At 55.8% G+C, this 24852-nt stretch carries 23 protein-coding genes and 1 tRNA gene; 14 read left to right on the forward strand and 10 right to left on the reverse strand.

Translation table 11 applies throughout. The features are described 5' to 3' along the window. Window positions 1-97: 97 nt before the first annotated feature. Window positions 98-1228, reverse strand: a complete 1131-nt coding sequence (pstS, locus tag KR51_RS10380) for a phosphate ABC transporter substrate-binding protein PstS (RefSeq protein ID WP_022607510.1) — start codon at window positions 1226-1228, stop codon at window positions 98-100. A 721-nt stretch (window positions 1229-1949) separates the two neighbouring features. Here pstS and map point away from each other — a divergent pair. From map to KR51_RS17545, 4 genes are all read left to right on the forward strand, one after another. Beyond that, window positions 1950-2813, forward strand: coding sequence for a type I methionyl aminopeptidase (gene map / locus KR51_RS10385; RefSeq protein WP_022607511.1), 864 nt, complete (start codon window positions 1950-1952; stop codon window positions 2811-2813). Further along, entirely contained in the window at window positions 2810-3586 is a 777-nt protein-coding gene (rsmG, locus tag KR51_RS10390; protein WP_022607512.1) for a 16S rRNA (guanine(527)-N(7))-methyltransferase RsmG, read from the forward strand. Before map ends, rsmG begins: the two co-directional genes overlap by 4 nt. Window positions 3587-3709: 123 nt before the next feature. After that, entirely contained in the window at window positions 3710-4015 is a 306-nt protein-coding gene (locus tag KR51_RS17540; protein ID WP_022607513.1) for an ankyrin repeat domain-containing protein, read from the forward strand. After that, window positions 4016-4276, forward strand: a complete 261-nt coding sequence (locus tag KR51_RS17545; RefSeq protein WP_022607514.1) for an ankyrin repeat domain-containing protein — start codon at window positions 4016-4018, stop codon at window positions 4274-4276. 15 nt (window positions 4277-4291) lie between these two features. On the opposite strand, the gene KR51_RS10400 is transcribed toward KR51_RS17545, so the two are convergent. Together KR51_RS10400 and KR51_RS10405 are read right to left on the reverse strand one after the other, a co-directional pair. Further along, window positions 4292-4771: a GNAT family N-acetyltransferase gene (locus KR51_RS10400; RefSeq protein ID WP_022607515.1), complete on the reverse strand. Its 480-nt coding sequence runs from the start codon at window positions 4769-4771 to the stop codon at window positions 4292-4294. A gap of 6 nt (window positions 4772-4777) precedes the next feature. After that, window positions 4778-4960, reverse strand: coding sequence for a hypothetical protein (locus KR51_RS10405; RefSeq protein ID WP_040655930.1), 183 nt, complete (start codon window positions 4958-4960; stop codon window positions 4778-4780). A gap of 293 nt (window positions 4961-5253) precedes the next feature. Here KR51_RS10405 and def point away from each other — a divergent pair, with 293 nt between their 5' ends. Next, on the forward strand, window positions 5254-5811 hold the full coding sequence (gene def / locus KR51_RS10410; RefSeq protein WP_022607517.1) for a peptide deformylase: 558 nt from the start codon (window positions 5254-5256) through the stop codon (window positions 5809-5811). Window positions 5812-6074: 263 nt separating this feature from the next. Here def and KR51_RS19700 read toward each other — a convergent pair whose 3' ends face one another. The 3 genes from KR51_RS19700 to KR51_RS10420 form a co-directional block, all read right to left on the reverse strand. Further along, window positions 6075-6305 carry a type 2 periplasmic-binding domain-containing protein gene (locus KR51_RS19700; protein ID WP_156915082.1) on the reverse strand — a complete coding sequence of 77 codons (231 nt, stop codon included), beginning with the start codon at window positions 6303-6305 and terminating at the stop codon, window positions 6075-6077. Window positions 6306-6318: 13 nt separating this feature from the next. Further along, window positions 6319-6492 (reverse strand): hypothetical protein, encoded by a 174-nt coding sequence (locus tag KR51_RS19705; RefSeq protein WP_156915083.1) that lies wholly within the window; start codon window positions 6490-6492, stop codon window positions 6319-6321. 216 nt (window positions 6493-6708) lie between these two features. After that, window positions 6709-7695, reverse strand: a complete 987-nt coding sequence (locus KR51_RS10420; RefSeq protein ID WP_022607518.1) for a TAXI family TRAP transporter solute-binding subunit — start codon at window positions 7693-7695, stop codon at window positions 6709-6711. A gap of 510 nt (window positions 7696-8205) precedes the next feature. On the opposite strand from KR51_RS10420, the gene KR51_RS10425 reads away from it, so the two are divergent. The 5 genes from KR51_RS10425 (at window position 8206) to KR51_RS10445 (ending at window position 14840) form a co-directional block, all read left to right on the forward strand. Next, window positions 8206-8901, forward strand: coding sequence for a Uma2 family endonuclease (locus KR51_RS10425; protein WP_022607519.1), 696 nt, complete (start codon window positions 8206-8208; stop codon window positions 8899-8901). A gap of 1355 nt (window positions 8902-10256) precedes the next feature. Continuing rightward, window positions 10257-11690: an AAA family ATPase gene (locus tag KR51_RS10430; RefSeq protein WP_022607520.1), complete on the forward strand. Its 1434-nt coding sequence runs from the start codon at window positions 10257-10259 to the stop codon at window positions 11688-11690. Window positions 11691-11705: 15 nt separating this feature from the next. Next, a complete protein-coding gene (locus tag KR51_RS17550) occupies window positions 11706-12539 on the forward strand; it encodes a hypothetical protein (protein ID WP_022607521.1) in 834 nt (277 codons plus the stop codon). Between the two features lie 236 nt (window positions 12540-12775). Then, window positions 12776-13333: an NUDIX hydrolase gene (locus tag KR51_RS10440; RefSeq protein ID WP_022607522.1), complete on the forward strand. Its 558-nt coding sequence runs from the start codon at window positions 12776-12778 to the stop codon at window positions 13331-13333. Window positions 13334-13409: 76 nt separating this feature from the next. Further along, complete coding sequence (locus tag KR51_RS10445; protein WP_022607523.1) at window positions 13410-14840, forward strand: FAD-binding domain-containing protein; 1431 nt, start codon at window positions 13410-13412, stop codon at window positions 14838-14840. A 159-nt stretch (window positions 14841-14999) separates the two neighbouring features. Here KR51_RS10445 and KR51_RS10450 read toward each other — a convergent pair whose 3' ends face one another. After that, entirely contained in the window at window positions 15000-15674 is a 675-nt protein-coding gene (locus tag KR51_RS10450) for a Fe2+-dependent dioxygenase (protein ID WP_022607524.1), read from the reverse strand. A 425-nt stretch (window positions 15675-16099) separates the two neighbouring features. Between KR51_RS10450 and KR51_RS10455 the strand changes: the two genes are divergently transcribed. Next, window positions 16100-17149, forward strand: coding sequence for a Fe(3+) ABC transporter substrate-binding protein (locus tag KR51_RS10455; RefSeq protein WP_022607525.1), 1050 nt, complete (start codon window positions 16100-16102; stop codon window positions 17147-17149). Window positions 17150-17744: 595 nt separating this feature from the next. Here the strand turns inward: KR51_RS10455 and KR51_RS10465 are convergent. After that, on the reverse strand, window positions 17745-18662 hold the full coding sequence (locus KR51_RS10465) for an NAD(+) kinase (RefSeq protein ID WP_022607527.1): 918 nt from the start codon (window positions 18660-18662) through the stop codon (window positions 17745-17747). Window positions 18663-18963: 301 nt separating this feature from the next. On the opposite strand from KR51_RS10465, the gene KR51_RS10470 reads away from it, so the two are divergent. Continuing rightward, a tRNA-Val gene (locus tag KR51_RS10470) sits at window positions 18964-19037 on the forward strand. A 194-nt stretch (window positions 19038-19231) separates the two neighbouring features. On the opposite strand, the gene KR51_RS10475 is transcribed toward KR51_RS10470, so the two are convergent. Together KR51_RS10475 and KR51_RS10480 are read right to left on the reverse strand one after the other, a co-directional pair. Further along, the gene (locus KR51_RS10475) at window positions 19232-20077 is read right to left on the reverse strand and encodes a COP23 domain-containing protein (RefSeq protein WP_022607529.1); all 846 of its coding nucleotides are present in this window, start codon (window positions 20075-20077) and stop codon (window positions 19232-19234) included. 261 nt (window positions 20078-20338) lie between these two features. Then, window positions 20339-21553 carry a histidine kinase gene (locus KR51_RS10480; protein WP_022607530.1) on the reverse strand — a complete coding sequence of 405 codons (1215 nt, stop codon included), beginning with the start codon at window positions 21551-21553 and terminating at the stop codon, window positions 20339-20341. 297 nt (window positions 21554-21850) lie between these two features. Between KR51_RS10480 and KR51_RS10485 the strand changes: the two genes are divergently transcribed. Together KR51_RS10485 and glmM are read left to right on the forward strand one after the other, a co-directional pair. Beyond that, on the forward strand, window positions 21851-22564 hold the full coding sequence (locus KR51_RS10485) for a PHP domain-containing protein (protein ID WP_156915084.1): 714 nt from the start codon (window positions 21851-21853) through the stop codon (window positions 22562-22564). A gap of 83 nt (window positions 22565-22647) precedes the next feature. After that, on the forward strand, window positions 22648-24114 hold the full coding sequence (gene glmM / locus KR51_RS10490; RefSeq protein WP_022607534.1) for a phosphoglucosamine mutase: 1467 nt from the start codon (window positions 22648-22650) through the stop codon (window positions 24112-24114). Window positions 24115-24852 lie beyond the last annotated feature (738 nt).

The raw sequence follows: 24852 nt of genomic DNA on the forward strand, positions 1-24852 counted from the left end.
ACGCGAGCGTCAAGATCCAACAGGTCGTAGCAACCCCTAGCCAGCGTGGCTCGGGTCGCAGTTTGGGAGCCGCGCGCCGCGCGGCTCCCAACAAGCTTTACTTGACGACAATCTCGTAGTCCGGAGAAAGGACATCAGCCGCAGCAGCGACGCGCTCCCGCACGTTTTGCGGCAGCGGGATGTAGCCCAACTCCGGCGCAATGTCCTGGCCTTGATTCAACCCGAATTCGATCGTGGCTTCTATGGATTTTGCCGTGTCGGGATCCTCATAGGACCCGTAAACCAACATCCAGGTGTACGTCACGATTGGGTAAGAGTCAGCTCCTTCGGGATCGGTGATGAAGGCGCGCAGGTTGTCGGGAAGCTCCACAGCCGCTAGCGTCAGAGAGGCAGATTCGTCGCTAGGCAGGATGAAGTTACCTTCCTGGTTTTCGAGGGCTGCAAACGGCACCTCATTGAGCTTGGCGTAAGCATACTCGATGTAGCCGATCGCGCCCGGAGTCTGGGTGATTTGTGCGGTTACGCCTTCATTGCCTTTCGCACCGACGCCGGTCGGCCAGTCAACCGACTTGCCCTCGCCGATCTTCTCCGACCAATCGGAGCTGATCGCGCTCAAATGCTTGGTGAAGACGCCCGTGGTGCCGCTGCCATCGGAGCGATAAACGACCGTAATCTGCTGGTCGGGCAGCTCGACATCGGGGTTGTCGGCTGCGATCGCGGGATCGTTCCACTTCGTAATCTCGCCGAGCAGAATGCCGGTATAGTTGTCGCGCGAGAGATTCAAGCCGCTCTCGACGCCCGGAACATTGTATGCGAGCACGACGCTACCCGCAGTCATCGGCAGCAGAATCGTACCGCGCTCGATCGCCGCCATTTCTTCATCGGTCATGGCGACATCGCTCGCACCGAAGTCCACCGTTCCCTGAGTGAATTGTTCGACGCCTGCCCCACTCCCAACAGACTGGTAGTTAACTTGCAGTTCTGATTGAGCGTTACTGAATTCTTGGAACCAGCGCTGATAAAGCGGAGCCGGGAACGATGCACCTGCACCATTGAGGGCAATATTGCTGGAAAGAGCCAGCTCGGTAATGGCTCCGTCCGCCGAAGCACTCTCAGAGGTACTGCCAGAGTTGCCGTCCGATTCCGGATCGGAACCGCCGCAGGAAACCAGGCCGGCGGCAAGGAGCGCAGCGGCCCCAAAAACGAACTTGGAGTTGAGTTTCTGCATCGTCACAATCCTTTAGGTTTCAGTTGCTAGGGTTATGTTAATGCGCGTGTTCTTGCCCGAGCGCGGCCAATCGCGCTAGCAGCATACCTTCAAATAGTAAAGGCAAGGTTAAGTAATGCTGCCACACCTCGCTAACACGGTTGGCGGGATTCCGAAGACTCCAGTCAACAATTAGCATCGGTGCTTAATGCGAGCAAATACTTACGCGCGATTTTCCGTGACAGTAACACGACTTACCCAGCCCGGGCAATCGTTTAGAACGAGCGAGTGATATCGCGCTCGGGCAGGTGCCCGAGCGCGCTTGCTTGACGGCATTATTTCTGAAACGTTGTCAGTGCAGAAACTGCAACATTCAAATTAAACAACGAGCTTAGCTAGTCCTGCACAGTGAGGGTCGGCCCGGGTGCATGACCCGCCCCTAGCTATGCTCAAAACTCAGCACGAGTATCACAACTTTCGGACTAGCCGAGCATTCCGGTCGATCTAGCATGGGTGATGGTTGCTCTCGGCCGACAAGGACCGCAACCGCGGTCGCTGGATACGATGTCTTGGGTGGGAGCTCGTGGGTGCGTCGAGTCGCGAGGGCGGTTACCACTCTTGCTTGGTAAGGAACCGAGTTCGATGAGGGTTCGATCGGGGTTCGATGCGGTCCCTACAATGTTGTAGTGATTGTCAAAACGTTGCTCCGAGCGATCGCGCGTCGACCTGAATCGCCTCCATCATGAAGAACCTTTTATCAAATTTATTTTTCGCGGGTGCCAAATCTGCCGGTAGTACCAAAGCCGATCCTGCAGACGGTTATGTTTTGCGATCGCGGCGGCGCGGGATCGAAACCAAGTCTCCGGAAGGGATTGCTGCCATGCGTCGATCGGCGCGCATTGTGGCAATAGTTCTTAAGGAAATTGCCGAGCGCGTCGAGCCTGGAATGACGACAGCAGACCTCGATGACTATGCAGAGAAACGCATCCGTGCTCTGGGGGCAGTCCCCAGTTTCAAGGGCTACTACGGATTCCCCGCTTCGATTTGCATTTGCATTAATAATGAAGTCGTCCACGGCATCCCCAGCCGCAAGAAACGCATTTGCGCCGGCGATTTGCTTAAGGTCGACACGGGCGCGTATCAAAGCGGTTTCCACGGCGACTCCTGCATTACGATCGCTGTCGGCAAGGTGCGTCCGGAGGCACGTCGCTTGCTGGAAATCGCCGAGCGCGCCCTTTACGCAGGCATCGATCGAGTCAAACCGGGCAATCGCCTGCTCGATATCGCCGGCGCTATTGAAGACGTCGTCAGGGCAACCGGCTACAGCATTGTCGAGGACTTTACCGGTCACGGCGTCGGGCGCAACCTGCACGAGGAGCCCGCCGTGTTCCACCACCGCACCCATCGGTTACCCAACGTCAAGCTGCGGCCCGGCATGACCCTGGCGATCGAGCCGATCGTCAATGCCGGCTCTAAAGTCACGCGGACGCTGCAAGATCGCTGGACGGTAGTGACGGCAGACAACAGTCTGTCCGCGCAGTTCGAGCACACCGTCCTCGTCACCGAGAGCGGCTGCGACATTCTGACCGATCGCGCCGCCGTATGAGCCGGGTTGGAACCGTGTCGATCGCCGCACCCGATGCTCCGGATCCTCTCCTGCCCGAGCCGAACGAGCTGTGGCAGGAAACTTGCGACTGGCAGCCCGATGCCGCTCAAGCACAACTCCTGCAAGCACTTTATGCTCGGACGATCGCGGTCAACCGCCAGCTCAATCTCACGCGCATTATCTCGCCAGAGGACTTCTGGGAAAAGCACCTATGGGATTCGCTGCGGGCGATCGCGCCGTTGGGGTGGTTGAACGCGGGTGCTACCGCTCCCGCGATCGTCGATATCGGGACGGGTGGCGGGTTTCCCGGCCTGCCGATAGCGATCGCGGTTCCTCAGGCGACGGTTGCGCTGAACGACGCCACGCGCAAGAAGCTGGCGTTTCTGGACGGGCTCGTCGCGCAACTCGGGTTGGAGAACGTCCGGACGCTCGCCGGGCGCGCGGAGGCGATCGGACACCATCCCGGTCACCGGGCTCGTTACGACGCTGCCATGGTGCGGGCAGTCGGACCGCCATCGGTGTGTGCTGAATACGGGCTGCCGCTACTCAAAATCGGCGGCACGGCGGTGCTGTATCGCGGCCGCTGGAGCAACGCCGACACCGAGGCACTGCGCCCGGCGCTTGCGCAACTCGGCGGCGAGCTGGTCGAGATTGCTGCTTACAAAACGCCTCTGAGCCGTAGCAATCGCCATTGCCTTTACGTGCGCAAACGCGCCAAAACTCCTTCTGCCTTCCCCCGCGCGATCGGAATTCCCACCAAAACCCCACTGTGAGCTCGCGGAAGATGCAGCCTGCAGCCAAACCTACTTCTATACATTGCCGGCGAGAATGCTGTTGGAGATTAAGAACGGGGACATAGACGGTCGAGCTGCTGCTGCAGGCAGGTGCCAACCCCAATGCTGTCGATCCGGACTGTCGATCCGGTTGGCGATCCCCCACTCCTCTTAGCGGTCTTGCAAGGTCACGTGGGGGTAGTCGAAACCTTACTCGCTGCTAGTGCAGATGCCAATGCCAGCAATGAACGCGAAACTTCATTGGGCTCCGCGATCGCCCGAGGTCAGACCGAACTCGTCCGCATCCTTCTGGCAGCTGGGGCGAACCCCAATACGCACATGCCTAAAGGTATGACCGGGTTTATGCGTGCCTGCGATGGGAACGATGCAGCGGTTGTGCAACTCTTGTTGGAGCCGAAGCCGAACTGAATGCGCTCGCTCGCGCGGGTTGCGACGGCCTTGATGTGGGTGGCACATCGCAGGCACTTAGAGGCAATGGCGGCCCTGCTCCAAACCGGTCGCGTAGAGGTGGATCGCGCCAATCTTCGCGGTCACACTGCGCTCGTGCTGGCCGAGTTCAACCGCTATCCCCGCGCGGTGTCCTTACTTGGAAAAGCCGGTGCGAACCGCCCGCCCACTCCCGACCCGCTTACCGCCGAGCCTCTGACTGAGAGCGCCAAGTTGACTTAGTGCCGGCGTTCGAAATCATTGCCGATCGGGAGCGTCGTTTACAGGCTTGAGCATCAGCAGCGACTGCGTGCGGAACCCCAAACGCTCGTACAAGGACAGAGCCGGCTGGTTGTCGGCAAACACCTGCAGGCCGACTTGGCGATCGCCGCGCGCGCGCGCCCACGCTAGCACTTCTGCTAACAGCAGAGTACCAATCCCCCGACGTCGATGATCGGCTGCAACATACAACAAAAAAAGATGCGTGTAGCGATCGCCGCTGACTTGGTCTACGGCCGTTCCCGCCCACGCACAGGCCGCGGGCGCTGCCGCTGTGGTCACGACCCACCACAGGGGCGTCTGCGGGCTCCAGTAACGCTCGACAGTCTGCGCCAGGTGCGAGAAGTCTTGTAGGTCCGGGAACAGTTCCTCGTAGGTCTGCTGCATGAATTTCACCAGCAGCGCGCGATCGCGTCCGGAACCCGAGCGGAGGTGATAACCAAACGGCAGCGATGGCACTGAGCTCTATGACCGCGCGGTTAGTGCGGCCGCACCCCCGAGCCCGCTTGCCGTCCCGACCTCTGTTTCGACAGGAGCAGGAGCCAGCATGTCACCGGGGAGGAAGATGCGGGCACTGACAGCAACGAGGGCGATGACGAACACTAACACGACCAGCAGCGGCGCGATATAAGCGCGGAAGAATTGCATCATGACAGGGGCAATAAATAGGTAAGCGAACAAGCGATCGCTCAGCGACCGGCTGCGGCATCCGGCAAAGTGGTACTGGGGATTAGTGTAGCCGGGGATGTCGGAGACGACACCGCAATCGCCACAGGGGGAGATTCCCGCTTGGGGAGTTCGTCAGAACACTGGCAGGCGATGTCGATTTCGCTCGGTGGGCGAAGCATCTCCGCACGTCAGATAATGGATGCAAGCTACGGATCGGCCTGCAATTAATCTCGCGACTAGTCTCGCAACCAATCCGTTACTGTGCGTGCATCATGACCGACCGACCGACCGACTCACTACCCTCCGAGCTGCCCGAGATCGCCCAGCTCGGCGATCCGAGATTGCGTCGAGTGGCTTCTTCTGTCAGCGATCCGGGCGCGCCGGATGTGCAAGCGCTCGTTAGAACCTTGCTTGAGACGATGACGGCTGCTCATGGGGTCGGTATCGCTGCCCCGCAGATTTCCGTCCTGCAGCGGCTAGTTATCGTTGCCTCGCGCCCGACATTGCGGTACCCGCATGCTCCACAAATGGATCCAACACCGATGCTCAACCCACGCTTGCTGGCACGATCGCCTGACACCAAGCGCGGGTGGGAAGGATGCTTGAGCGTGCCGGGGATGCGCGGCATCGTCGCTCGCGCCGTTGCGATCGAGGTCGAGTACTGCGATTGCACTGGGACCTTGCAACGCCAGGAGCTAACCGGTTTCGTCGCGCGCATCTTCCAGCACGAACTCGATCACCTGGATGGCATCCTTTACGTCGATCGTCTCGCCAGCACCCGAGATCTTTACACCGAGAGGGAATACCTACGCCAACTCGAACGCGCGTGACGGTCGGCCGGGCAAACCAGTTACGGGGTTAAGGGTCGAGCAGCTCCGATACTGATGCGGCTAGGGGCGGCGTGTCGACGGCGAAGCACACTTGAAAGAGTGCTTCGTGGGTGCCGTTGCTAAAATCCTTTCAATCGCGTCGAGGATGTCGTTTAGGTAGTCCGATTCTGACGCGATCGCGATGCCATAAGATTGCACCTGAAACGGCTAGCCCACCTGCAGCGCTCTAGTTGGGTTTGGTCGAGCGCGCTAGCAATCGCACATTACAGCAGCGGCAAATCTTTTACCACTGCATCGATGCAGCCCGCACACAGGGACTGCAGAGCATGCAGCTCCGAGGAAAAGTTTTGTACTCGCACGTTCGGTTGTGCCACCAACACCCGTGCGGCAGTCGTTCCTGCGTCTACACCAACCGTTTGTCCGATCGACTCCTCAGCCGATCGAGGACCGCGTCGGGGATTGTCGTGGCGATCGCTAGTCCGGCTCGCATGCAAGGGCGCGAGTAGTCTACTCGGGAGGCACGCTCCGGCGAAATCGTGAACGCGCCACCGGCAGCATCAGCGTGATACAGGGTGCTAGCGTCGGTATCACGCTATCGAACGGATGCGGAGGATAGTCGATCTCGAAATCGGCAACTTCGGCGATCGCGTTGAGAAGCTCGATATCGATCGCTATCGTCAATGGACTATCACTGCACGTAATGCTAGTCCGGCTAAGGTCATCGGCGTAGTTCCGATAGAAGCTTGGAGGCGATCGCCGCGGCTATTCCCACAACCTGCTAGCGACCCATGTCAAATCAACTACCCTTGCACCCAATACTCTGCACCAGACGGAATGGAGAACCTTCGACAATAGACCGTCCGTTCGCGCCCGACTTCCCGCAAAGCTTGCGCATTCCTAAGGTAGGGATTGCAGTGCTTGACGCGTACAAGCTGACAACCGGGGTTCTTCTAGTAAACCAATGCGATCGAACGCCACGCGCCGCCAAACCGTATTGCCGTTAGCGCGCAATTGGTCGAGGTTTTCGAGAATGGACTCAACAATCGGCGTAATGTGGCTGCAGTTGGCCCCTTCGGTCGTGTAAATCGCAGACTGGACGGCGATCGTATCGACGGGTTCCGACTGCCAACTGTAGGTTGTTCTCGGTAATGTCCGCGGCTCGTACAAGTCGCTCAGAAACTCGTCGTTAGCAATGGCCTCGAGCGCGATCGGCACTAGCTTGATGCCTTGAGTGGAGTCGATTTCTTCTTGGAGGAGTCGAGCGGGGGCGCCAACAACGAAGAACATGGCGTCGATCTCGCCATCGAGTAAGGCGTCGATCGCTCGGCGGTTTTCTAGGACGATGAGTTCGGCCGGAGTCACGTTGGCTTGAAGTAACAACAGCGTCGATGTTATGAACGTGCCACTTCCTGATTCGCCCACGGCGACAAGCTTGCCGGTCAGGTCGGCGAAGGAATTAATCCCCTCGCGCGCCAGTAAGTGAACCTGTTCGTCGTAGAGCGGCAGTACGAGTCGTAAAGCATCGATATTTTCGTCGATAACCGGATCCTCGTTGCGGATGAGAGTCAGGTAAGCAGTGACATCGCGCTGGCTGAGCCCGAGGACAATACTGTTGTAGCGGTCGATCGCAACGATGTTATCGAGAGAACCGGTGGACGGAATCACGTCGAGGTCGAGATCGGTAGTGGTGAGATCGACCAACACCTCTAGGTCGCGGGCAATTTCGTAGTAGTTGCCGGCTTCACTGCCAGTAATGATGGTGACTTCAGCACGAGCCGGTCCCTGTGCTTTCACAACCGCCGGCACGATCGCCTGACTGGTCGCAATTGCCACCGCCATCCCGAGGGCACACAACAGCCACGTAACTAGCGATTTTCGTCTCATGCTCTCAACCTATAACAACGCACCATCAATTCCATGAAGTCGTTCCATAGTGATCGCTACCCGAATTTAGGATCGACGGATCCGTCAGATTGGGGGACGGATTCTTTAGTTCCGAGATTGGTATAAATTTTCGTTAAGTATATGCGCGATCGCCACCGTGATGGGGAAGCGGGCGACCTGCTCAACCGCATGGCTGACAAGTGGCTAACCGGCACAGGAGGCTGCCGGGACGCGATCTAAGTTCGCCTGAGACTCGAACTTGCCTCAAGCTAAGAGACTGACACGACTGGGTTTGGCGCGACGGGACAACCGCGTGGGTGAGGGTCACTGGTCGCTGTATTGTTGAGATTTCGGCAGGGTGGTATGGACGTTCGGCTCCAGAAACTCGATCGCTTCGCCCTGCACTTGGATATGAAACCCTGCACTTGAGCATTTGGACGTTGGAGAAACGCTGGATTTAGACAAGCAGAACGGGTAGTTAAACTAGGTTTTAGCGTGCAATAGCTCACTATGACAACCTATTTTCGCCGCCCAAAATTCACAATTCCTCCTCTGGAAAATGGCGATCGACTCTCACGTTTGGAGTTCGAGCGCCGCTATCAAGCGATGCCAGATGTCAAAAAGGCAGAATTGATTGAGGGAATTGTTTTCTTGGCGTCTCCCCTCCGCTTCGAGCCGCACGCTGAACCTCACGCAGACCTCATTGGATGGCTGTGGATGTATGAAGTTGCAACACCTGGAGTACGTTTGGGGAACAACCCAACAGTCCGATTGGATCGAGATAATGAACTGCAGCCCGATGCAGTTTTGCGGCTAGATGCACGCGCAGGCGGCCAGTCCCAGATTAGCGAAGACGGTTACATCGAGGGCGCGCCAGAGTTGGTTGCTGAAATTTCAGCCAGCACAGCCAGCATTGACTTGGGCGATAAGTTGCGCGTTTATCGACGGAGTGGCGTTAAAGAGTATTTGGTTTGGCAAGTTTTTGACGAACGAATTGACTGGTTTCTTCTTGATGGAGAAGACTACATCGAGCTCAATAGCGACGAAGAGGGAGTGATACGAAGTTGCACCTTCCCTGGACTTTGGCTATCTCAACAGTCTGCGATCGTCGGAGATATGTCGCAGGTTGTTTTGGTCCTAGAGAAAGGGCTGGCCTCTCCCGATCACCAAGCTTTAATTGCATCAATGGAACAACCTGGAGGGTAGTACGGTCGCGCTAAAGTGATGCCTAACTATATGCTAGAGTTGCTAGGATCCGAGCATGTAGTGACTGCAATTTAACCGGCACTAGTTAAAGATTCGACGCTTAATATAAAACCGCTGCGGCGATAGCGATCGCCCCACACCGATCGCCCCACACCGATCGCTCCCACTAAAATTTCGAGTTCGGTTTGTATCGGGACTTCCTATCCTCAAGCTCGGCAGTAGCACTAAAGAGATATTCATGTGGTGTAGTAATGAATGAAATTCCACAACCAGCCAATGCGTTCGGACAGAAACTTAGCACAAGCTAAACTCCGCCACACAAACCGTCAAAGCTGCTGGCGCAAGATACAGTTGAAGCTCGATATAGCTGGTCTTGCCTTGGCTAACTGACAAATTTCCAGGAACCTCTGTAAACTTGCCACGAGCTTACATGGTTTTAGGCACTTGTGTCAGTCGGGGTCTTACTTTTCTGGTTAGTGAAGACCTGATAGCATTTGGAGGGCAGCACGCCTCGATATCGGCTTCCCAGTCATCGCTATAGGAAACGGAAAAACTTTAGATTTGCCGAGAGAATTAACGCTCAGAGCACTTCAGCACGCTTGCGATCTCGCGAACCGAGGTGGGCGCAGAGATTTCTCGGTTTGGACATCGAGCACCAGCCAGACCCAAAGCTTATTGCCTATGCCGTAAACAAACAACCACATTTAGTCACCTTGCATTTTAGAGAGGTTCTTTAGGTACACTAAAGCCGTGCGCTGAATGTGCAGCTTTGACATTGACGTAATCCCTAAGCCATTGCTCGGAAGCCCTTACGGCTCGGATAATTCCAAACATGGAAACGCGCTCCATCATCAGTGATGCGGCGAGTGCGCGGGCAGCATCAAAGGTCTTGTAGCTTGGACTCTAGACAAACTGGTTGCCTCCCTGCCCATTGAGAAGGCGCGGTTTGCCCATGTGGATATGACCATTCTTAACCGCGGACCGAGCTTGGCAAGCGGGCACTGAGCCAAGGAGTGAACGGGATGACTTCCAGGACATCCAAGCAAACCTATCATTAAGACTTGGGCTTTAACAACTCCTCTACTGAGAAGATTCACACACTTCAGATTCACAAATTACTTCCCATCGGTCATCCAAAATTTGGAATTTGTAATATTTCTGCCAAAGCTGTAACACTGCCTGCCGCTATTTTTAATGATTCTCATTTTTTAATGATTCTCATTCAAGAGAAACTATTATCTTGGATCGACTTGCATACTTAATCATATGTATTATTTCACTTGTATTGTCAGTTAGGTAAATGGGTGTATACTGTTCACCAGTGCAAATAGAGCGCCAGTTGTATACAAGCTTCGATGGCAAATTTTAAGGAAGAAATCGCCGATTTACTATTCCAAGTCCGGAAAGACTGCAGTGAGAGCGCTCTAGAAAGTGAGTTTGTTAAGCCTCTGCTTCGTTTACTTGGATACTCAGAAAGTGACTGGAGCGAACAAGCATATGCAGGTAAGTGCAGGATTGACTTCCTCATTGCAACTCAACGTCCTGCGCTTACACAGCATTTTTTGATCGTCGAAGTCAAGGCACCCCGTAAGTCGACATCTAACGGACTTTGGCAACTTCACCGCTATCTTCGGATTACTGGCTCGGTTTTCGGACTGTTAACTAATGGCTTAAGCCTTAAGGTTCTCTACAATCATAATGGAGAGGTTTGCGAGCTCCTAACATTAGACAAAAATAGTTTGCATAAACAATCCGATATTTTTCGAGGATTGCTGTGCAAACATTCTTGTGAGCGAGTTGTGGAGCGATTCGAGCACAGCAACAGGAAAGTGCATGCGTTTGTATTGAGCAGACTGTTAGCCGTCCTAGGTGACAGCCAGCCATTACTTGCCTTAAAATACAAGCAAAACCCAAACAGAGAGGGAGGTTCGGGAATGATCGTCACTGTTTTCAACAACAAAGGTGGTGTAGGTAAAACTACTCTTACATTGAATTTGGGGGCAGCACTCAATCGCCTTGGTAAGCGAGTACTGCTCATTGACATAGACCCGCAAGCCAACCTCACTCAAGGTCTGGGTGTCGACCCTCTCTCTGACGTGGAAAAAGCTGGCAAGATGGATGTGGGCGATCTTCTTTTGAAAGCCAAAGTCAAGGTAGATGAGGTTGCAATCTTGAAGCGCTGGAAGGCTACCGAGCTCTCAATTGTTCCCAGCCATATACGACTTAGTTATAAGGAGCCCGACCTACTTGGCACTATTGATGTGGACAATGTCTTAGCCAAGAAGTTAAAGGAGTACAAAAACAACTACGATTTTGTCCTTATCGATCCCCCTCCTTCTTTTGGAAAGGTTAACAACATTTCACTGATGGCTTCTGACAGTGTCCTGATTCCTACACAACTTGCTCCTTACCCAATTCGCGCTTTGGAGTACGTGATGGATAGAGCTTTTGCTGTGGACGATGCCAGAGAAAAACCCCTGAATATACTGGGTATCGCCGTAAGTATGTTCAGCCGCGCCTCAAGCAAGGTCAATGATGAGATGCGCCAAGAGATTTATCGGATGCTTGGGAACGATCCACGCCGTAAAGAGGTAGGGCTTTTACCTGAATCAACCTGGATCCCTCAACTGAATGTTGTCTCAACAAACTCCCTGCATGGCAAGCCCTTAAGCGAGTTTGAGTTTGACGAAAGTTTGCCGACTAAGGACAGAGATGCTGCTTTGGATGCACTATCATGCTACAAAAACTTAGCCAAGCATTTATTAGTGGCATGCGAACCTGGCCGTTAAAGGAGGCCCAACACTATGGATAGAGCAGAACGGCAGCAGCGAATCATTGAGTATTTGAAAATCAGACCACTCAATCGCGGCCAGGTCGAAACAGAGCTGCTTAAGGTGCCGAATCGAGATGCTGTTACGATCCCCGAACCTCGCCGCATTGTTTTGAGGAAAAGCTTACAAGAGCAAGAAGTCAACTTGCTGCCGATTGTTATTCGTCGGATAGAGCCTGATGAAGAAGAGCGAGAGTATGAGGTTGTTTTCGGTGAGGACTGGGTGATTCTTGCAGAAGAACTAAATATAGAACGCATGTGGGCTTTAGTCTTCGATTTGACTGATGAGCAAGTCGAGGTTGCACGTGCTGAAATGGCTGAATTACATAGAGGAGAAGTTGTTGACGATGTTAGTATCCCTGCTGTCCCGGCACCTTCAGGGCTAACGCTTACCCAAGTCGATGCCCTTTTGCATCAGCGGCTGGAGCAACACGATAAAGCACTTCGAGATGAGATTGGAGAGCTTACACAAATTGTGAAATCTCTTGCCGGTAGCAGCTTCGCTGGCTCTACCAAGCCTTTATCTGGGTCGAGTGAGTCACTGACAGAAGCATTCGCAAGTCTTGCTCGGCAAGTTGAAGCTGGCCTGGCTGCAGGCAATCTCTCTGTCAACCTTTCAATTACTACGATTTCTAAAGTTGAACCTCCAGGAATCAAAGAATACAGAGAACTTTTTGATGTAATGACAGTAGCAAGTCTCAAATCGTATGCCAGTAAGCATGGGATCGGTCTTGCCGGTGCAAAAAAGAAGGCGGAAATACTTGAGAGAATGATTGAATGGTGTCAGCAAAGCATTGGCTCGCAATAGCGGTACACATTCTTGCTCGAGTTTGAGTTGACGGGACTGGAAGTTGACGACCCTTTCTTCACAACAAGGTTTTCGATTGGGCGACATCGATCGCTTTCCGTCCTGGCTTGCTCTCAAACAGGGCGTTAGGGGCGTTGGTGCGGCTTCTTTGTTTGGTGCGTCCCTAAACGTCGAATCCGTCTAAGCCCACTGGCCGGTCGCGGTAGACTGGCGGGGTCGTCACTCCCTACATTGCGATGAGCCTGGGTTCCGAGCCGCCAAAACTGCTCAAAGAGCGCCTGTTCTATCAAGGGCGCAAGTTTCGCTACGAAGTCAACACCTATTGCTTGCCCAATGGCGCAAGCGGTGACTGGGAGTGCATTCGGCATCCCGGTGGAGCGCTAGCAGTCCCCGTGACGCCTGACGGACAGCTCGTATTGGTGCGGCAATATCGCTTCACGGTCAAGGGACGATTGTTGGAATTCCCTGCAGGTACCGTCGAAGTCAACGAAGACCCTGCCGAGACAATCCGCCGCGAAATCGAAGAAGAAACCGGCTACCGCGCCCATCAATGGCGATCGCTCGGCAAATTCGTCCTCTGCCCAGGCTACTCTGACGAGTACATCTACGCCTTCCTAGCCCAGCAACTCGAAAAACTCGACCTGCCGCCCGCCCAAGACGAAGACGAAGATATCGAAGTCGTGCTGATGTCGCCCCAGGAGTTCGAAGCAATCGTCTGTACCGGCGAACAAAACGTCGACGCAAAATCTATCGCCAGCTACTTTATGGCGAAACCGCTCTTGGGGCTAAGCTGAGGCATCGTACTGGGGCATCGTGTGCATTCGCAACATCGCGATCGCATTGATTCTCCTCAACCTAACCCTCGACCTCATGTCCGACTCGATCCTCTTCTGGCACCGCCGCGATCTCCGTACCTGTGACAACGCCGGACTGACTGCTGCCCGCGAATTGAGTGCGAAAACCATCGGCGTGTTTTGCCTCGATCCGCAGATTCTAGAGCGCGACGACATCGCCCCCGCACGGGTCAAGTACATGCTCGGTTGCTTGCAAGAGCTGCAACAAAGCTACAAGTTTTCCGGCAGCCAACTGCTCGTACTGCACGCCCCCCCCGTACAGGCAATTCCCCAATTGGCCGACGCCTTGGGCGCGCGCGCGGTGGTGTGGAATTCGGACGTGGAACCGTATGCGAGGGATCGCGACGAATGCGTCCGAGTTGCCCTCAAAGAAAAAGGTATCGCCGTCCGCAATTGTTGGGATCAACTGCTCCACGCACCGGGTGAAATTCGCACCAAATCTGGCAACGATCCCTACACGGTCTACACGCCGTTTTGGAAAAGCTGGCGGCAACAAGCAAAAGCCTCTCCATTTGCCGACTTAGACCATGCCGAGGGCTTGAGCGATCGCGAGCAAGAGATTGCTAGAGACTGTGGCGCGATCGCGCTCCCAACTACTGAAGATCTAGGCTTTAACTGGGAAGGCGACCTGCCGATCGCGCCCGGAACTCGGGCAGCACACGATCGCCTCGAAGCGTTCCGGGCAACAGCTTTAGACGAGTACGACGAGCAACGCAACCTGCCGGCAGTTGACGGCACATCTCGTTTAAGTGCGGCCTTGAAATTTGGGGCGATCGGGATACGAACGGTTTGGGAAGTTGCCGCAGAAAGCCTGAGTCAAGCGCGCAGCGACGAGACGCGATCGAACATTAATGCGTGGCAACAAGAACTAGCCTGGCGCGAGTTCTATCAACACGCCCTGTACTTCTTTCCAAATCTTGCCGACGGACCCTATCGCGAACCGTTCAACCACTTTCCCTGGGACGACGATCGCGATCGCTTCCAAGCCTGGTGCGAAGGTAAAACCGGCTACCCGATAGTCGATGCCGCCATGCGGCAACTCAATGCTACGGGTTGGATGCACAACCGCTGCCGGATGATCGTCGCCAGCTTCTTGACTAAAGACCTCATTCTCGACTGGCGCTGGGGTGAGAAATACTTCATGCAACGCCTTGTTGATGGCGATCTGGCTGCTAACAATGGCGGCTGGCAATGGAGCGCCTCCAGCGGGATGGATCCGAAACCGCTGCGGATCTTCAATCCCTATACCCAGGCCCAGAAATTCGATGCTGACGGCGAGTATATTCGCACGTGGTTGCCGGAACTCAGCTCGCTCGACACCGGACAGTTGCTATCCGGAACGATCTCTCAATACGAACGCGATCGCTGCGGATACCCGATGCCTATCGTCGATCACAAGCAGCAACAAAACGAATTCAAGCAACGCTATAAAGCCATCAAGAACTAACCGGGCACGCGGGTGCGGGCTGTGATTGTAGCGATTCGGTTGTAGCGATCGAGTGAAGCGATCGCGGGGACTAATTCTCCAAAAATAACGAAAAATTTAGCGATAACGCTCGCGGCGCAGCATGTGGACTGGCGAGACATGGTGTGCCACCCGAGCGCATCAAACTTCCGCCCATTTGCGCATTAAGTTCGCAAACGCCTTGCTGAGAATATCGAAATCCCGGGTCTTGCCCGACTGCTTGAACAACGACTGCCGCACCGTGTCCAATTCGAACAGCACCTCGCGATCGTTCGCGTCCCGCACCAAACTTTGTACCCACGTCACCGCCACTAAGCGCACGCCCTCGGTTAATTCTTCAACCCGGTGCAAGTTGGTCGATGGATAGATCGCCATCGACCCTGCCGGTAGCTTGAACGCCTGTTGTCCGCGCGAGTCTTCGATAACCAATTCCCCACCTGCATACTCAGACGGTTCGTTCAGAAACAGCGTTACCGAAATATCCGTTCGCATCGGACCATTGGGTCCGCTCATGATCGTGTTGTCTACATGACTGCCGTAGGACATACCCGGGGCGTAGCGAGCGATCAGCGGCGGCCGCACTATCTTCGGCCGCGCGGCCATCTGAAACACGTTGTTGCGAGCGATCGCCCGCGACACCGAATCGATCGCACCTCGCGCTGATTCGGTGTCGCTTTTGAGCTGCGTGTTGTTTTTGACCAGCTTGGCATGCCAGCCTGCTGTCAACTTGCCATCGACAAAGGTTTCCTTGTCGAGCTGGCCGACGATTTGTTGCAGCTCCTCGCCGCTGAGAACATTCCCGATGCAGAGAATCATGGCTAACTATCCGCAAATGCTGGAAGCGGCCCGGATTGCCAAAAAATTGGCGCAGTAAACGGCCGCGCGATCGCTGACGACTAACGGGTAGGCTAGCATGCGCGATTTCGGATCGGCTGGCCTCCCACAGGCATTCGCAGAAGTATTCACCGTCCAATAGCTTAGTGCAAAGCAGTTTCAACCTCTTGTAGCCGCAAATAAGGAGAGCTCCCACTGGTGAATAATGTGGGCAATAGATTTCACTGCCAAGAGAGGCGAATGCGAACTGTTCAGATGAGAACTAATGTCAATCTCTATGCTACATTGTTGGACGGACTGAGCCGAAAGCTAGCAGCTATCCTGATTGCGAATTGATTCGGGGCGGGCGATCGCCCCGCGCAGCAGCGATCGCGGCATTTCAACAATTGGAGTTTTGACAAGCAGCCATGAGCAAACTGACGCGACGGGCATTTTTGGGGGGAAGTACGGCAGTCGCAGCGATCGCGGCTGGTCAGGTGAGTCGCGTTCGTCCGAGCCTGGCGCAAGCCAATGCCATCAATCTTTATTCCTCGCGCCATTACGATACCGACGCTCGTCTGTACGAGGATTTCACCCTCCAGACCGGCATTCGAGTCAACCTTTTAGAAGGAAAAGCCGACGAACTAATCGAACGTATCCGCAGTGAAGGTCGCAACAGCCCCGCCGATCTACTCTTCACCGTCGATGCCGCACGACTCTGGCGCGCCGAGCAAGCAGGGATCTTCGCGTCAGTCTCCTCGGAAATCCTAGATAAGAGCATCCCCAGCAATCTGCGCCATCCAGAAGGACTGTGGTTCAGCCTTACGAAGCGGGCCCGGGTAGTAGTACACAACACCAGTGTCGATCCGTCGCAACTATCGACTTACGAAGACTTAGCTGCACCGCAATGGCAGGGCAGGCTGGCCGTCCGCTCATCTGGCAATGTCTACAACCAGTCCCTGGTTGCCTCGCTAGTCGAGCACTTGGGCGAGAGCGCCACGGAAGACTGGTGCCGAGGCATTGTTGCGAACATGGCCTTTCCACCGCGCGGGGGCGACATGGATCAAATCAAAGCGGCGGCGTCCGGACGCGCTCAACTGGCATTGGCCAACACCTACTACCTGTCGCGGTTCGCACCGGGGCGGGCAGCCGCCAATGCGGACGTGTTCGATCGTGTTAAGGTTTTCTTCCCGAACCAGCAGGACCGAGGCACCCATGTCAATGTCAGCGGTGGTGGTGTGACTAAAACTGCCCCCAACCGCGAGGGCGCGATACGTTTTCTGGAGTACCTCGTCAGCCCATCTGCCCAAGCCATCTTCGCTCAAGGCAACAGCGAGTACCCAGTCGTGCCCAACGTGCCGCTCGACCCAGTCGTAGCCCGCTTTGGCGACTTCAAGGAAGATCCGGTCAACGTCGCCATCCTCGGTCGCAACAACCCATCTGCTGTGCAAATCATGAACCGCGCGGGATGGCGCTAAGCAGCCATCTCAGAGATGCGTGCTGCCTGTCGGGTGACTCGTTATGTTACCCGGATGAACTGCACTGCAAGCTGTGGCAGTCAATGCCGACCCGCTTAAATCGAACCAAAAACCTCGATTTAAGCAGCCGATCGCTGCGAACAACAGAACGGCGAAACATTCGGTTCGCCATTGCGGGTGATGCCGCCCAACATAAGAGCAAGTCATCACCGGGGTGCGATCTCAACTGGGGTCCGACAAGCACTGAATCGCTGCCGACCGCAAAGGAACGCAAACGCTCGTTTAGCTTTGAGGAGCTTGTTCGAGCATCTCAAAGCTGGAGCGGCAGCTGGCCTCTTGCACTATCACTCTAGGGAAGGCTTTAGAAGTCATCGAACTCCCCTTAATAAGGCTATTTGGGGTTTCTGTATGACACGCCAAATGAGGCTTCCAAGTATTTTGCTAGAGGTCTAGTGCATCGGGATTTCCGTTCAGGAGATCGTCCGTGCGTTCAATTCTGATGCCATTCTCGATAGCCAAAGTCGAACTTGCGGCAGTGAGAGCAATGCTTGGATCCACCTAACGCAGGGCAATCGCGTTGGAGTAACTAAGGCGCTTAGGGCAACTCGACGGACGTCGGCTTTGCAATATGCGGCAGACCCCAACCGAGTTTCTCCCGCAACACGCGGAAGAACTCCGGCGGCTGAAGGCGAATGAAATTAGCTGAATAGGGTGCTTTCTCCAAACAGACCCGATCTTCAGGCATGACGTAGCTGCCGCCGTTGCCATCGACCACCATAACCAACGGATGCGGGGTTGCCGGGTCGATCGTAACTGGAGACAACTCGGAAAATACTAGCGCCCGCGACGCTAACGAATGCGGACAAATTGGCGCAAGTTGCAATACCGGTACATCGGGTGTCAGAACCGGACCCCCCGCACTCAGCGAGTATGCCGTCGAGCCCGTCGGCGTCGAAACAATGACGCCATCGGCAGCAATGTCTACAGGGGCATGATTGCCTACCGCAACCTCGAAGTGGCACATACTCGTCATCGGCTCGCGATGCAACACCAGTTCGTTGAGCGACAGAGCTTCCCAACGCAGAATGTCTTGGCGGAAGAGACGAACGACAATCATCGTGCGTTCTTCAACGCGGTAGTCGCCTGCAAGTACTTGTTCGAGGGCGTGATGGAGCTGGCTAAGATAAATTTCGGTGAGGAAGCCCATGTGCCCGGTATTTACCGTGAGTAACGGAATGTTACAAGGCGCGATTTGGCGGAATGCAGCCAAAACAGTTCCGTCGCCGCCGAGGACGATTGCGAAGTCGATGCTGTCGTCGAAGCCGGGCGGCACGAGCCGATCGATGCGCGTCAAACACACCGGACTTTCGGGGCACGAGTAACCGAGGATCCCCCCAAAGCCAGTGGTAACAACCACCTTGCAACCGCGCGCAACGAGCTTGTCTTGCAGTTCTTTGGCAACCCGACAGGCAACGGGTTTGATGTCGTTGTAAATAATGCCGACTTTGGGCACGATCCGAGCCCTACGAGAGCGAGTGGTGGCAGGAAACCGTTTGATGATTTTAACCGGCTGCCGGACGACGTGCATCGATCGCGCCAATCCGGTACCGAGATCGCACGTGCAAGATTGTTAGCGATCGCTAGCACCTAAGCCGGAACTCACCGACGGCAGATCGTCAGTTGGAACGGGCTGGAACATCCTGCAATCCCTGTGAAACGAACTTATATGCCAACATTTGCGGGGATGAGGAGGCGATCTCGCCTCAAGGAATGTAGCGCTTCCAGAGTGCGCGTGCTACTCTAGGAAATCGCACGGACGTATAGCTCAGTTGGTTAGAGCACTACGTTGACATCGTAGGGGTCACTGGTTCGAGTCCAGTTACGTCCACTCTGCACTGTTGACTCAGTAGGTAAGCAGCTCGCTTTCAAGACTTTTGCCGGATCTTGGCGTGCTCGGATGCATGCTGTTGAAACGGTCTTCAACAAAAAAAGCACTACTCAAGAGCACCGATCGCCGAGGTCGGAACTGCTTGTGCAGTGCAAGTTTGGGTTTTGTCGATACGAAGTACCCGAATCGATCGCCTAGAAAAAGTTGTCCGGATTGAGACGACCGCGTTGCGGTTGAGTCGCCGGCGTTGGCTCTGCTGGTGTTACCACTGATGCCGGCGGTGCTCCTTGCGGAAGTCCGGACTGCAAGCGCGTGCCCGTGCCGCCATCTTCAGGTGAGAGAAACGGCGTGAGAGTAATCCCAGCTGATGGCTGGCGTTGCGGCCGGCCGAAAAGACTGCCGAAATCGCCGAACGACCCGCCGCCAGACCCAGCGAAGGTGTTAATGCCAACGGTTTGTCGTCCTTCATCGGCAGCAATCAGATTGTCGAAGACGCGATCGCGTGTGTTGAGTGGGTCCTGTCCGGGCGGGACGGTAAAAACAATCCGGCAGCCCGGAACGTCCTGGGTCGTGGCACACACCGTGTCGTAACCGTTCTCGACTCCAGCACGCAACTCCAACAATCCATCGGGACGGTAGCTTTCAAGCCGGTTGCTAATCTCTTCGCAACGACGCTGCGGCGACCAGCCGCCGCCAAGTTGACGAGGCGTTGCCCATGGATACGCACGGCCTTGTCCCGAGGGTTGGTACATCACCGAATACTGTCCGCGGTCGAACATACACACGAAGCGGCGATCGCCATTAGCTGCAGTGGTTGTCACATCCGGATCGTCTTCGGTCTCAACAACCACATCTTCTTCAATCTCGACCGGGGGCGTACGGTCGTCGCCAGTGACGACTTGAGCGACTTGGGTAAGGGCAGCAAAGGTGTCATCGAGGTCGCCGAGCGTCAAACCCGACGCGGCTTCAGTATGGGCGACAGTCCCGAGTGCCAGGCTAAAGGTAGCTGCAGTGACGATCTTGGCGTGAAGTGCGTGCATGGGGGAATCTCCTTCGTCGCGCTTGGTCATTCTACAAGTATCCTATCGGCTTCAAACCCTTGCCCGCACTAGAGTTGCCTTCCATTGCCATTGCACGAAACTTCAAAAGTGAGCCGCAACCCCATAGCAGTTGAGGAACTGGTTCGAACACTGCAGTCCTACAAAGGCGGATCGTCATGACTTCAGCTCTGGAGGTTGGCCAGACGCTCCCTCCCTTGGCTAACTCAACCGTTACTAAATCAACTGATTTCGCGCGCGTTTCTAGCTCGCTCCCGGTCGTCCCTGGTAAGTCGGCAGCGTGAAATGGAAACAGCTCCCGCCGCGATCGGGCGCGCTATCGACCCAAATCCGGCCGTAGTGAGCGCGGACGACCTGACGGCAGAGCGACAGCCCCAAGCCGTAGCCATCTTTAGCAACGTCGCGTTCCAAACGCACGTGCCCTTCAAAAATATGGTCCTGATTCTCGGAAGGAATCCCAGGTCCGCTGTCGCAGACGCTGACTTGGATCTTTTGGGTCGTGCGGTGCAGAGCCGACAGATACACCTCCCCACTCTCCGGCGTGTATTTAACAGCGTTGTCCAGTAAGTTGACCAAGACTTGGCGCGTCAACTCTTCATCCGCGTAAGCGGCGGGCAAATCCTGTGGAATATCTCGGTGCACGTTCAGAGATTTTGCCCGAAACGCACTGTCGAACTGTTGCAGTACGTCCTCACAGAGATGCTGCAAGTACACTCTCTGCGGCTGGATTTGCAGTCCCGCACTTTTGCCCTTAGCTGTTTCCAAGATGTCGGCGATCATGCGGTTCATGATGCGGAACTGATTCTGCGCCTGCTTGTAAATCTGCCGCTGTAGCAACTGCCGCGATCGCGAGGCATCGTTCGTGCCGTTGCTGTCGGTGTCGCTCCCGTTTTTCTCGGCGAGCTCGAGAGTTTCGAAGGCGATCGCGGCAGCAGTTAACGGATTGCGCAAGTCGTGGGCGAGCATTGCCAAGATTTGATCTTTAAAGCGCAATTGCTCGACGAGCTCTTCATTTTCGCGCTGTAGACGGAAAATCTCGTCCGACAGGCGAATCCACTCCGCAGAGCGCTTGACCGAACCGAGCAACGCGCCGCGCTCGGTCTCGGGATCGTCCTCGTCGCGATGGTCCCATGCTGCCTGCAGCCAAGTATCCCAGCAGCTTTCGAGCTGGGACAGTAAGTTCAACCCGGCTAAGGTTTGGCGGGGTGGCGGCCAAATGCGAACTAGCGATGGCGTTGCAACGATCCGGTAGTGCTCGGCCAGATGCGGTTGTTTCTCGACGCCAATGACCTGCAGCCCGAAGGCATTATCCTGCTGCAATCTGAGGAGATAATTCTGGATCCGACGCATGGGCTCCTGGGTACGGGAGCGCTCGTCAACGAACAGCAGGAGCTGAAGCGGCACGGGCAACGAGGAAGTCTGGTGGGCGGTGACTCGGTTATCGTCTGGGATCTGCACGGCAAACGACTCGAAATCTGGTACAACCGCCGGTGCAGCAGTCGCCCTGGCACTTGAATTTCACAAAGTCTTGATAGGCTTTTCTTATTTTAAAGGCTACAATCGCCTCTCCACCGCTTCTTGGCGGCCAAAGCTACCAGAATCTACGTGCAATTCGCAAACAACAGTATCACACGCTACAAGTTGGTGGAGGAAACCATCTGTTATGGTGTAAGTAACAATTTTGCAACAATTCTTGCCATTAGTCCTTCTGCTTTTTTGGAACGCGCTCTCGATCCTTCGCACGGACATTCAGTCATGAGTGCAACGAGTACGATCCAGTCCCGTTTCTTATCTACAGGTTCTTTAGGCGATCCGCTGGCTGCGGATGCCCTGCGGCGAGCCTGGGCGACGGTTGACGCCGACAGTTGCCCCCGGCAGTACAACTTTCACCTGCATACGGTTTGCTCTGATGGCAAATTGGAGCCCGAAGTTCTCATCGAGCAGGCAATTGAGCTGGGTTTGGCAGGGTTGGCAATTACCGATCACCACCGGGTTTCCGGTTTCGGGCGGGCATGGCAGCGGCTCCAGCAGATTGCGCGCGCCTGCCCCCAGCGATCGCTACCGCATTTGTGGTCGGGCGTGGAAATCAACGGCTGGTTGGATGGAACGGAAGTCCACCTGCTCGGATATGCGTTCGATCCCGACTGCCGGTTACTATCGCGCTACCTCCAGGGCAGTGCGGTGCCCGTAGTGCAGGCCGTAGAAGTCATCAACGCGCTGCACGAAGCCGGTGGAATGGTCGTGCTAGCGCATCCAGCACGTTACGGTCGGTCGGTGACCGAGTTGATTCCAGCGGCCGCGAGACTGGGGGTCGACGGCGTAGAGACTTACTACGCCTACAAGAATCCTATCCCTTGGCAACCGAGCCCGATGCAGACTCGAGTCGTTCGCGAGTTGAGTGCGACCTACGGCCTGTTCGATACGTGCGGCACGGACACGCACGGTCCGAGCCTGCTGAGCCGACTTTAGCGACGAGATGCGATCGCCCTAAGGGAACAACCCAGCCGGTCGTGATATCCTCCACACTGTGTGAGTGTGAGGATTTGTGACAGATGGTAGTATCCCCGCTGCAAAATGGCCGGTCATCTCATGTAAAGCTCGACGAGCGGGACGCGCACGCTTTCAGCAATATGGCAACCACGACGTGGGGCACGGTTGCCTTACCCGATGGTTCGCTGTTCGGAACGGACGGCATTCGCGGGAGTGCGGGCGAGTTACTGAGCGCACCGCTCGCGCTGGCAATCGGTTTTTGGGCGGGGCAGACCTTCCGGGCAGCGGCAGGCACGGCAGGAGCGGTCGTAGTCGGACAGGATTCGCGCAATTCCAGCGATATGCTGGCAATGTCGCTGGCAGCGGGACTGACGTCAGCGGGGCTAGAAGTCTGGAACGTCGGGCTTTGTCCGACCCCCTGCGTGGCCCATCTCAGCGCGCATACGGAGGCGATAGCGGGCATCGCCATCTCGGCAAGTCATAACCCGCCAGGAGATAACGGGATCAAGTTTTTTGGTCGGGACGGCATGAAGCTGTCCTCGGCGCTAGCTGCGGAGATCGAGAACGGCATTCGGCATGGGGTCGCCCCAGCGGCCGGCGCGTGGGGGAAGTTTCAGTCGCGACCGGAACTGGTGCGGGAATACGTGACAGCGCTGCAGGCAGGATTGCCGTGCAATATCGACCTAAGCGGACAGACGGTCGTGCTGGACCTGGCATGGGGTGCAGCGGTGGCGATCGGTGCATCGCTTTTTGAGGCATTGGGAGCGGAGGTCGTCTGCTTACACGATCGCGCGGACGGCGATCGCATTAACGTGGGGTGCGGCTCGACTGATTTGCAAGTCCTCCAGGCGGCGGTGCAGGGACACCGAGCGCAGTTCGGGTTTGCTTTCGACGGAGATGCCGATCGCGTGCTGGCCGTGGACGAGCGCGGGCGCGCGGTCGATGGCGATTGCATGTTGTATTTGTGGGGCAAGGCGCTTAAGGCACGGGGTTTGTTGCCGGACAATCTGCTGATCGCGACGGTAATGGCAAACTTGGGCTTCGAACGAGCCTGGACGGACATCGGCGGCACGATGACTCGGACGCCAGTAGGCGATCGTTACGTGCAGGCGCAGATGTGGGAGATGGGAGCGATGCTGGGCGGCGAGCAGTCCGGACACCTCATCTGCCGGCATTACAGTCACACGGGCGACGGGTTGTTGGCGGCACTACATCTAGCGTGTCTGGTCCAGGACACCGGGGCGACGCTGGGGGAATTGCGCGATGCAAGCTTCCAGCCCTATCCCCAGGTCCTGAAGAATGTTCGGGTGGAGGATGTCCAACGCCGACGCAATTGGCAGCAGTGTACGGCGCTGACAGAAGCGATCGCGCATGCTGAAGCTGAGATGGGGGTGGGCGGGCGCGTCCTTGTGCGGGCTTCTGGAACGGAGCCGGTGTTGCGAGTGATGGTTGAAGCCCACACGGATCGTCTAGCCCGAAAGTGGAGCGATCGCTTGGTGCAGATTGCCCGCGATCGCTTGGTAGTTTAAGCTCGCCGACGGTCAGGTGGAACTTAACGGGCTTGCCCAAAAAACGGAAAGCGTCAGGCTTTTCCAGCCTAGCCTGCTAATAAAACCGCGCTCGGAGATCCAAGCTCTGCAGCCAACGCCAACGAATCGAGCTTTTGATATCTCGCAACAGAGGAACTGGGCCTACACCGACCTGCAAATCTGTCGATTTTATACGAAATCTAGGAACTGCTGCGACAGATGGCGGATCGGGATCGGTTACTCCTTGGGATTGTTTACCTCATCTGTCGTAGACCTTATACAAATTGGTATTACCAACCGAAAGCTCCAAGCGACGCGGGAAAGGTTAGGAGCCTCATGGGATTCGAAGCTCAGTAAATTAGCTCAGATCTCGAACCCACATGCTCGGAGTCGCACACCTGGAGAATCGTCATCAAATAACTGCAACCCAGGTCTGACCCCTAAGCGATCGCGATCGCACCTCGGAGGATGGTTGATGACCCTCTGGAATTAACCAGCTGGCTGACTGACACATCTCTGAAAACCTCGTTCAGTTATGTCATAGCAGTGAAGGGAGCGAATGCAGGAAACTCAGATTCGAATGTCATGTTTAGCCCGAGCCATCTTGGACGCAAAACAGGGCTCGGGGTCAACTGCTGACAGGGGCAGGGGTACGTAGAGAGCTGGCACGCGAATGCGAAGGTTTTCCAAGCAGCGGTGCCAGCGACGCTGGTAGCCTGGGGTCTACTGGGCGCGACT

Source organism: Rubidibacter lacunae KORDI 51-2 (genome assembly GCF_000473895.1).
GTDB classification, from domain to species: domain Bacteria; phylum Cyanobacteriota; class Cyanobacteriia; order Cyanobacteriales; family Rubidibacteraceae; genus Rubidibacter; species Rubidibacter lacunae.